Genomic DNA, 9,163 nt, shown 5'->3' on the forward strand with positions numbered 1-9,163 from the left:
CGGGCCGACAGAACCCGGCCGGGCGGCGACCACCCCTCGTACCGGAAGGATCTCCATGCCAAGGATCACCCGTCCCGGCCTCACCGCCGGGGCCTGCGCCCTCGGGCTCGGCGTCACCGTCGCACTGACCGGGCAGCCCGCGCAGGCCGCCCCGCCCGCTCTCGACTTCGGGTGCGAGCGAGTCGCCTGGAGTTCGGACGGCAACTACCACGACCGCGACGACATCGGCGCGTCGGCGATGGCCCTGGCGCTGCTCGCCGAGCGGGGCCAGCAGGCCCGGCTGGTGCACTGGGACTACAACTCGCACCTCGGCAGCTCGACCACGAGCTGGGAGCGGGACATGGTCACCGCCACCGAGGGCGTCGCGGGGCAATTCGGCTACGACGTGGCCAGCATCTTCCGCAACAGCCAGACGAATCTCAACGCCGCCGTGACCCACCTGCGGTCGGCCGTCGACGCCTCCACCGCCACCAACCGGCTGTGCCTGGTCGGTGCCGGCCCGATGGGCGTGGTGTACCGGGCGTTGCAGGGCTCGAACACCGCCGCGCGTCAGCACGTCACGCTGATCTCGCACTCGGACTGGAACAACAACCACGACGACGACGACAACAAGTGGAACCTGGCCGACATCCGCCGCGACTTCCCGCAGGTGAGGTACAAGAGGATTCCGGACCAGAACGCCGGTCTGGGCACCGGTGGCGGTGAGGAGAAGTGGGCCTGGATGGCCGGCAACTCCGACCAGCGGCTGCGATACGTGCACGACGTGGTCAACGACATCATGAACAAGAAGGGCGACATCTCCGACGCCGGGATGATATACTACCTGATCACCGGTGACGACTCCGGAAACGCCGGCAAGCTTCGTACCTTCCTGACCGCGCCCGGCGGCAGCGCTTCCCCGCAGACCGTGCAGGGCGAGTCGTTCACGTCGGGCTCGGGGGTGCAGGTGGCCGGCCACGCCGCGGCGCAGGGCGGCGCCACGGCGGGTTACCTGAACGACGGTGACTGGGCCGGCTACGCCCAGGTGTCGACGGCCGGCCGGACGCAGTTCTCCGCCCGGGTCGCCTCCGGCACGTCGGGCGGCACCATCGAGGTGCGTTCCGGCTCGCCCACGGGTGCGCTGCTCGGCTCGGTCGACGTGCCCGCCACCGGCGGCTGGACGACCTACCGGACTGTCTCGGCATCACTGTCGGGCGCCGGAACCGGTCCGCTGCACCTGGTCTTCACCGGCGGATCGGGCTTCCTCCTCGACGTGGACAGCGTCACGGTGAGCTGACCGCCCAGGGACGGTCCACCGGGTCGCGCCGGTGGTGGGTGTCACGGGCAGCCACTGCGGTGACCGTCGTCGGGGGTACGCCTACCGGGCGTGCCCCCGATTACGGCATTCAGGGCCGCAGGTTGGAGAGGAGTTCGTCGGCTGTCGTCGTCTCGTCCGCGCACAACGCCGCGTGCAGCTGCTGACGGCCTCGCCGCAGCCACGTCTTGACGGTGTTCTCGGGTACGCCCAACTCGGCCGCCACGTCACGTACCGGAAGGTCGACGACGTAATGCAGGACCAGTGCCTGGCGGTGCCGTACCGGCACCGCCCGCAGCGCCTCGGTGACCAGCAGAGCGTTGCCGTCCTCCGCCTCGTGTGCCTGACCGCCGCCGAGGCGCAGCAGGGCGGCCGCGCCGCGCAGCGCCTTGCGCCGCCGGGAGAAGGCGAGGTTGAACGCGATCCGCCGGACCCACGCCTCCGGCGCCTCGTACCCGCTGATCTTCGTCCACCGGGGCAACGCACGGGAGAACGCCTCCTGGGCAAGCTCCTCGGCGTCGTGACGGTTGCCGGTCAGCACGAACAGCTGGCCCACCAGCCGACGGTACGTCGCCAGGTAGAACTCGGTGAAATCCCGATCTGTCGACATCGGACCTCTCGACACCTGCCGCGACGCGCGCATCCCGATTCCGGCGCTTACCGTGCGGCGACCATCCGACCTGGACGCTGTCGCACTCATACGCTTAAATAACGATCGCACCGTATGTGATTAATGCGGCAGCGTCAAACGGTAGAGTGGCGACGGCTACGCCAGGGGAGATGACGGTGACTGACGGAATTTCGGGCGCGGAGGCGACGCGCGACGCGCTGCGCCGTATGGCCGGGACCGCCGCCGAGACCGCGCGTCCGCCGGATCTCGGCGACCTGCGCCACCGGGCACGCCGTCGCCGTGTCCGCGCCGCAGGCGCAGCCGGCCTGGTCGCCGTGGCGATGGTGGCCGTTCCCGTCGTCACGGCCGTGGTGGCGACCCCAGCCGGTGAGCCGCAGGTCGCCGCACCCGCGCCGACGGCTTCCACCACCGGGTCGCCCGCCGCGTCGTCGGCCCCGCCGCCCCGGCCGTCCGAGAGCCCGTCCAACGCCACGGCGAGCGCCCAGGCGACGGAGACCGGCGGCCCGGTCCAACCGGCGACCGAGCCGACCACCGGTACCCGCCGCGTGAAGCTGTTCCTGCTGCGTGAGCAGGCCGGCCAGCGCTGCCCACAGGTCGTCACGGTGACCCGGGAGGTCCCGGCCCGCGGTGTCGCCAAGGAGGCTCTGCGGGCGCTGCTCGACGGCCCCACGACGGCCGACCGCGCGGCCGGCCTGACCAGCACCTTCGACGGCGACGCCCACCGCTTCCGCTATCTCAAGCTGGAGGGGACGAACGCGCGGGCGGACTTCACCGACCTCGACGGCATCCTGGCCCCCGACGACAGCTGCGAGAAGACCAAGCTGCTGGAGCCGATGCGCCGCACCCTGGAACAGTTCGACTGGATCAAGCAGGCGCGTTTCTCCATCCGTGGCGACCAGCGCGCCTTCTACGTCGACGTGCTCCACGACCGCGTTCCGAACTGACGCTCGGCGACCTCCCGCGTTGGACCGGAAGGTCGAGCGGTGAAACCTGGCACCGGCACGCGGAGTGCCATCAGGTATGAATCCTCCACACCAGAATCAGAACCGGCCGCTCGTCGCCCTCGGCATGACCGGCCTTGCCCGGGCCTTCCGGCGACGGCTGCAGATCGCCGCGCTGATGGTGATCGCTGCCCTCGCCGGGGCGAGCGCCGGGTGCGAGCCGGGCGGCACCCGGGGGACGGCGACCCCGACGACGGCGCCGCCGGTCACCGTCTCGATCCCGACGACGTCGGCCCCGGCCCCGGTCGTCCCGGTCCCGAGCGCAACGCGGCGCACCGGCAGCGCCTCGGCCTCCAACGCGCCGAGCAAATCCTCTGCCGCCGCGACGACCAAGGCGCCCGCGACCCCACTGGTGCCGGTCACCAGTAAGAACACCGCCCAGGGGCGGCTGTACATGGTCTCCGGGCTGTCCCAGTTCGAGGCCGACCACGCGTACCGGTACCTCGCGATCGTCACCGGCACCGAGCCGGGCGTCAACGGCCATCCCGGTCTCAGCGCCAAGCAGCAGGACGCCCTCCGCGCCCAGCTCGGCTCCATCGTGGCCACGGTCTCCACCGACGACGGCGGCAGGGACCTGCTGCCCGGCGACGGCACGATCAGCTACTTCGAGATGTACACGGCGATGGCCCTCGGCTCGACGCTGTACCGCCCGTTCTTCGCCGCCGAGGCGCACATCGACGACGAGTACGGCCGCAACTGGAGCGAGAACCTCCGGAAGTTGGTCGTCGCAGCCGGTGGCATCTCGGCCGACATCGTCACGATGATGCTCGACCGGGTCGCCAACGGTCAGGAAATCGAACGTGGACACAACGGCGCCATCGAGACCTTCGGCGGGCTCGGCAAGGAGTACCAGCCGCAGCGCCTGCGCAACGACAAGGCCTTCTCACGCAGTCCCGGCCGCCTTCAGGACGTCATCGACACGCTGACGTAGAGACGGGCCCTGCCCGGCCGACGGTCTGTCCGCGGCTGGATGCAGCTCGTCGACGGACCGGGCCGGTGCGTCCGGCCGGCCCGGCCCGCGAAGGTCTACTCCGCAGCGGCGCGGAGGCCGTCGAAGATCGCGGGTGCCTGGGCACAGACCGGGTCGTACGCCTTATCGAAGTTGGCGTCGCCCTTGCCGTCGGTGTCGTAGTCGGCGATCCCGCCGCGCAGGAACACCAGGAAGGTGATCGAGTCGGAGAAGTCGGGCGTGATGCCGGCGTACTTGGCGTTCAGGTGGACGCCCAGGCCCTTCTTCGGGATGGTCACGTTGGCGTCGCACGCGCCGCGGGCGGTGTTGATCACCGGTACGCCGTGCGTGCCCGGCCCGGGATTCGTGGCGCCGCTGGTGCATTTCGTGCTGCACCTCGGCGCGGTGGCGGTCGGTGTCGCGCAGGGTGCCCTGGACGACCTGACGGCGCTGGTCGGAGACGGCCGGCAGCGCCTCTACGCGCGGCAGCCGCTGGCCGACGCCCCCGCCTTCCGGATCCAGCTCGGCCGGGCCGAGCTGCAGGTACGCGCGGCGCGGGCGCTGGTGCACAGCCTCGCCGACGAGCTCTGGACGGCGTGCGCCGAGAACCCGGCGGCGGTCGCCGCGCTGCACCCGACGATCTCGGCCAGCCTGCCCTGGGTGACCGAGCTGGCCACCGCCGCGGTGGACACCTGCTACCGGTTGGCGGGCGCCGGGGCGGCCCGAGACTTGTCGCCGATCCAGCGCCGGTTCCGCGACATCCACACCTTCGGTCAGCACGCGGCGGCGGCCGAGGGTTGGCTGGGCAACAACGGGGCGCGGCTGCTGGGACGCCCGGTGGAGCTGGCGTACTGAGTCGGTCGCCGGCATGGCTCGATCCCTCATCCCGAGCATGCTGTTGGTCCCGCCGGTGGCGATCCTCTACGGTCTGCGGTAGCGGTGGGCGGTGCGGTCCGCATCCGACCGACACCGCCGGGTGTCCGTCGCGTGGGCCGGGATGGTGGAGTCCCGGGCCACCCCGCCGACGGTCGTCGCGGCGGTCGTGTGATCCCAGCTCGTCCTCCGGGTGGTGCTGCGCCCGGCGCGGCTCCGCGCGGAGCCGCCGGCGAGCGGGCCACGCCGATCCCCACCGGAGAATCCCGTGTTCCTCAGCCCGCACGAGCAGGACCGCCTGCTCGTTCACGTCGCGGCCGACGTCGCTCGCCGCCGCGAGCGCGGCCTGCGACTCGACCATCCTGAAGCCGTCGCGATCATCACCGTCTTCCTGATCGAAGGGGTCCGCGACGGGCGGTCGGTGGTCGACCTCATGTCCGACGCTCCGACGGTGCTCGGCCGCGAGGACGTCCAGGACGGCATCCCCGAGCTGCTGAGGGAGGTGCAGGTGGAGGCGACGTTCCCGGACGGCACCAAGCTCGTGACGGTGCACCACCTGATTCCGTGATCCCCGGGAAGATCCTGCCGGCGGCCGGCCTGGTCGAGATCCACATGGGCCGGCCGGTGACCATGCCGCTTCCCGGGGGCCGACGGTCCACCGCCGGCGGTGTGCCGGGGCGTCGACAGGTGACGACACCGGCACACCGCAGGGGGCGCGCAAGGATCTGCCTCGGCTATCCGGTCATCCGGCGGTGCACGGCGCCCCGTTGAGCGTGAACGCGGCCGGGCGGGGGTTGGCGCCGCTGTAGGTGCCGTTGAAGCCGAGCCCGGTGGACGCGCCGGCCGGCAGCGAGCCGTTCCACGCGGCGTTGCTCGCCGTCACTGCGGTGCCGCTCTGCGACCAGGTGGCCGACCAGCCCTGGGTGACCCGCTGGCCGGCGTCGGGGAAGGCGAAGCGCAGCGTCCACCCGGACAGGGCGGCGGTGCCGGTGTTGCGCACGGTGACGGTGGCGCTGAAACCGCCGCCCCAGTCGTTCGTCGCGTAGCTGACCTGGCAGGCGGCCCCGCCGGACGTCGGCGTCGGCGAGGGCGTGGGGTCCACCGCCGCCTGCACCACGACCGGTGGCGAGGCCGGCGAGGTGTTACCGGCCGCGTCGGTGGCGACCACGAAGAACTGCCGCGAAACGCCGGGAACCAGCCCGGTGACCGTGACGGACGGGATGGCCGTCCGGCCGTACACCGTGTCGGACGTGCCGGCCGTCTCGTGCACGACGTACTCCCGGACCCCCACGTCGTCGGTGGACGGTGACCAGGTCAGCGTGGCGGACGTGCCGCTGACCGTGGCGCGCAGGTCGGTCGGCGCGGTCGGCGCGGTGGTGTCCGGCACCGGGTCGCCGTAGCTCAGCCCGTAGCCGTACGGGAACAGCGGGGTCTTGCCGTCGCCGTCGTTGATCGGCTGCTGGCCGACCGACCGCATCCAGGTCACCGGCAGCTTGCCGGTGGGCTGGCGCACGGCGAACAGCACGTCCGCCACGCCTTGGCCCTCGGTGCCGGGCAGCCAGGCGGCCACCAGGGCGTTCCAGTTCGGCACCTGGGCCGCGATGTCCAGCGGGCGGCCGGAGACCAGCACGACCACCACCGGCACGCCGGCCGCGCGCAGCGTGTCGATGGTGGTCAGGTCGGTGGCGTCCAGACCCATGCCGGCGGGCCGGTCCCCCTTGCCCTCGGCGTACGGCGTCTCGCCGACCACCGCGACCGCGACGTCGTAGGAGGAGTCGACGCCGCTGCCGTTGGGGCTGTAGGTCACGGTGCCGGCCGAACCCACGGTGTTCCGGATGCCCTGCAGGATCGTCGTGCCGGGGGTGGTGTTGCCGCTGCCGCCCTGCCAGCTGACGGTCCACCCGCCGCTCTGGTTGCCGATGTCGTCGGCGCTCCTGCCGGCGACGAAGATCCGGCTGTTCGTGCGCAGCGGCAGCGCGCCGCCGTTCTTCAGCAGCACCTGCGACTCGGCCACCGCCTCGCGGGCCAACTCACGGTGTGCCGCGCTGCCCAGGGTGCCCGCGTACGAGCGGTCCGCGAGGGGGCGCTCGAAGAGGCCCAGCTCGAACTTCTTGGTCAGGATCCGCCGGTTGGCGTCGTCGATGCGTGACATGGGCACCCGGCCGGCCTGCACCTCGGCGCGCAGGAGCGTGATGAAGGACCGCCAGCCGTCGGGCGCCATCACCATGTCGATGCCGGCGTTGACCGCCTGCGCCACCTCGGCGCCGGTGAAGCCGGGAGCGCCGTCGATCTGGTCGATGCCGTTCCAGTCGGAGACCACGAAGCCGGTGAAGCCCAGCTCGTTCTTCAGCAGGTCGGTGATCAGGTAGCGGTTGCCGTGCAGCTTCTGCCCGTTCCAACTGCTGTACGAGATCATGATCGAGCCCACGCCCCTGCCGATGGCCGCCACGAACGGCGGCAGGTGCACGGCGCGCAGCTCCGCCTCGGAGAGCTGGGCGTCGCCCTGGTCGGTGCCGTTCGTGGTCCCCCCGTCACCGACGTAGTGCTTGGCGGTGGCCAGCACGCTGGCCGGCCCGCCGAGCGTGGCGCCCTGGTAGCCGGTGACGATGCCGCTCATCTGCGTCGCCAACTCGGGCTTCTCGCCGAACGACTCGTAGGTGCGGCCCCAGCGGTCGTTGCGGGCCACGCAGAGGCAGGGCGAGAACGTCCAGTCCACGCCGGTGCCGGTGACCTCCTCGGCGGTCGCCCGGCCGATCCGCTCGGCCAGGTCGGGGTCGCGGGTGGCGCCCAGACCGATGTTGTGCGGGAAGATCGTCGCGCCGACCACGTTGTTGTGCCCGTGCACGGCGTCCGAGCCGTAGATCATCGGGATGCCGAGCGGCGTGGCCAGCCCGCCCCGCTGGAAGGCGTCGTACATGTCGGCCCAGCCGGCCGGGGTGTTCGGTGACGGCGCCGAGCCGCCGCCGGAGAGGATGGAGCCGAGCCGGTAGGTGGTCACGTCGGCCGGACTGACCTTGGCCCGCTCGGCCTGGGTCATCTGGCCGATCTTCTCGTCCAGCGACATTCGCGACAGCAGATCCGCCACCCGCTGCGCCACCGGCAGGGACGGATCCTGATAGGGCAGCGTCTGAGCCGCCGCGACCGGGGTCAGGGTCAGGCCGGTCGCGGCGAGCGCGACCGCCGTGGCCACGCCGACGACGGCTGTCCGGGTACGAGATGGGCGCGTGGGCCTGCGGAGCCGGATGGGCATGAGCATTCCCTTCGGGAATCGTGGTGGTGCTCCTGAGGTTGCCCTTGCCCGGACCTCGGCTCCGCTTCATGATGCCACGCCCCGCGCCCTCCTCGGAGGACGGCCGCACCAACCGGCCGACGCCTCACCGGCCGGTTAGTAGTGCCGTGACCACGAACGTAGACGGTGTGGGGGTCAGGCTGCTCGGGTGGCGGGTTGGCCCCATCGTCGTTGGCGTTCGCTGCGGATGCGGGCGCGTTCTCGGCGTTGGGCGGCCAGGACTCGGGGTGGCGGGCGTTGGCGTTGCGCCACCGTAGGTAGGCCTGCAGCCGCCGGGTCAGCGCGGGGTGGTTGGGGTGGTTGGAGCCGGCGATGACGAAGGTGCGGAGCTGCCCGAATTGGGCCTCGATCGGGTTGGCCCAGGAGGCGTAGGTCGGGGTGAAGCAGAGTTCGACCTTGTTCCGGGCCGCCCATTTGCAGATCTTGACGCCTTTGCGGACAGGTTGTCCAGGATGACGTAGATGGGCGCGCCGTCCGGGCAGCCGGTGCGGGCGTCCCACCGGCGCCCACCCGGCCCCTGCCTGCGGGCGGATCACCAGGGGCCCGAACTCGTCGAACGCGAACACCCGCTGCGGGAAGCGGCTGCTCACGTGCTCGATCCGGGCGAGCTTGACGTCCCGGTCAGGGTCGGTGGACTCCTTCCACGTCTTGGTCCGCTGGAAGGTGATCCGATGCCGGTGCAGGATCTGCCGCAGCCGCTCCCGCCCGACCCGAACCCGTCGAGTCGAGTGAACGCGCAGGTGATCGGCGAGCTTACGGATGCTCCACCGGGTGAACGGCCGCCCCAGCCTCTCGGGGCGGGTGTTGGCCGTTTCGACGATGAACTGCTCTTCGTCGCTACTGATCTGGCGGGGACGGCCACCCGCCCACTGAGGGTCCAGGCTGGCCGTCCCCAGTCGCAACGAGGCGGGCGATCGCCGGCACCGTGTTCCCGCCGGCAGACGCGAGCGCGACCATCGCCCGCCGTAGTCGGATCGCTGAGCCGGTTCCCCGGCGGGTGATTCTGAGCAGCTGCTGACCTTCCTGATCACTGAGCCTTTTCCAAGCTGATCTTGCAGCTCAGGACGGGTGCGGCAGGCCCGGTGATCGATGGATGCGAGGCTCCAGGTAGGACAGCTGTCGACCA

At 71.6% G+C, this 9,163-nt stretch carries 8 protein-coding genes and 1 pseudogene; 5 read left to right on the top strand and 4 right to left on the bottom strand.

Annotated features, from left to right (window positions below; all coding sequences use genetic code 11):
- The first annotated feature begins 55 nt into the window (after positions 1-55).
- Complete coding sequence (locus AB0H28_RS27565; protein WP_358046169.1) at positions 56-1,276, top strand: carbohydrate-binding protein; 1,221 nt, start codon at positions 56-58, stop codon at positions 1,274-1,276.
- Positions 1,277-1,385: 109 nt separating this feature from the next.
- Here the strand turns inward: AB0H28_RS27565 and AB0H28_RS27570 are convergent, their stop codons facing one another.
- Positions 1,386-1,904 (bottom strand): sigma-70 family RNA polymerase sigma factor, encoded by a 519-nt coding sequence (locus tag AB0H28_RS27570; RefSeq protein WP_358046172.1) that lies wholly within the window; start codon positions 1,902-1,904, stop codon positions 1,386-1,388.
- A 176-nt stretch (positions 1,905-2,080) separates the two neighbouring features.
- Between AB0H28_RS27570 and AB0H28_RS27575 the strand changes: the two genes are divergently transcribed.
- On the top strand, positions 2,081-2,869 hold the full coding sequence (locus AB0H28_RS27575; RefSeq protein WP_358046175.1) for a GerMN domain-containing protein: 789 nt from the start codon (positions 2,081-2,083) through the stop codon (positions 2,867-2,869).
- A 124-nt stretch (positions 2,870-2,993) separates the two neighbouring features.
- Entirely contained in the window at positions 2,994-3,857 is an 864-nt protein-coding gene (locus AB0H28_RS27580) for a hypothetical protein (protein ID WP_358046178.1), read from the top strand.
- Between the two features lie 95 nt (positions 3,858-3,952).
- On the opposite strand, the gene AB0H28_RS27585 is transcribed toward AB0H28_RS27580, so the two are convergent.
- The gene (locus tag AB0H28_RS27585; RefSeq protein ID WP_358046180.1) at positions 3,953-4,210 is read right to left on the bottom strand and encodes a hypothetical protein; all 258 of its coding nucleotides are present in this window, start codon (positions 4,208-4,210) and stop codon (positions 3,953-3,955) included.
- Positions 4,211-4,223: 13 nt separating this feature from the next.
- Between AB0H28_RS27585 and AB0H28_RS27590 the strand changes: the two genes are divergently transcribed.
- On the top strand, positions 4,224-4,730 hold the full coding sequence (locus AB0H28_RS27590; RefSeq protein ID WP_358046183.1) for an acyl-CoA dehydrogenase family protein: 507 nt from the start codon (positions 4,224-4,226) through the stop codon (positions 4,728-4,730).
- A 286-nt stretch (positions 4,731-5,016) separates the two neighbouring features.
- Entirely contained in the window at positions 5,017-5,316 is a 300-nt protein-coding gene (locus tag AB0H28_RS27595) for an urease subunit gamma (protein ID WP_358046186.1), read from the top strand.
- Between the two features lie 174 nt (positions 5,317-5,490).
- On the opposite strand, the gene AB0H28_RS27600 is transcribed toward AB0H28_RS27595, so the two are convergent.
- Together AB0H28_RS27600 and AB0H28_RS27605 are read right to left on the bottom strand one after the other, a co-directional pair.
- Positions 5,491-7,938 carry a glycoside hydrolase family 3 N-terminal domain-containing protein gene (locus AB0H28_RS27600; protein ID WP_358046189.1) on the bottom strand — a complete coding sequence of 816 codons (2,448 nt, stop codon included), beginning with the start codon at positions 7,936-7,938 and terminating at the stop codon, positions 5,491-5,493.
- A 234-nt stretch (positions 7,939-8,172) separates the two neighbouring features.
- A pseudogene (locus tag AB0H28_RS27605) lies at positions 8,173-8,994 on the bottom strand (helix-turn-helix domain-containing protein).
- Positions 8,995-9,163: the final 169 nt, after the last annotated feature.

This window comes from Micromonospora sp. NPDC050980, assembly GCF_040653835.1.
Lineage (GTDB): Bacteria > Actinomycetota > Actinomycetes > Mycobacteriales > Micromonosporaceae > Micromonospora.

Excerpts from the sequence above, each read along its gene's own strand:
- AB0H28_RS27580 (WP_358046178.1), top strand. The coding sequence starts at position 2,994 with ATGACCGGCCTTGCCCGGGCCTTCCGGCGACGGCTGCAGATCGCCGCG.
- AB0H28_RS27570 (WP_358046172.1), bottom strand. The coding sequence starts at position 1,904 with ATGTCGACAGATCGGGATTTCACCGAGTTCTACCTGGCGACGTACCGT.
- AB0H28_RS27565 (WP_358046169.1), top strand. The coding sequence starts at position 56 with ATGCCAAGGATCACCCGTCCCGGCCTCACCGCCGGGGCCTGCGCCCTC.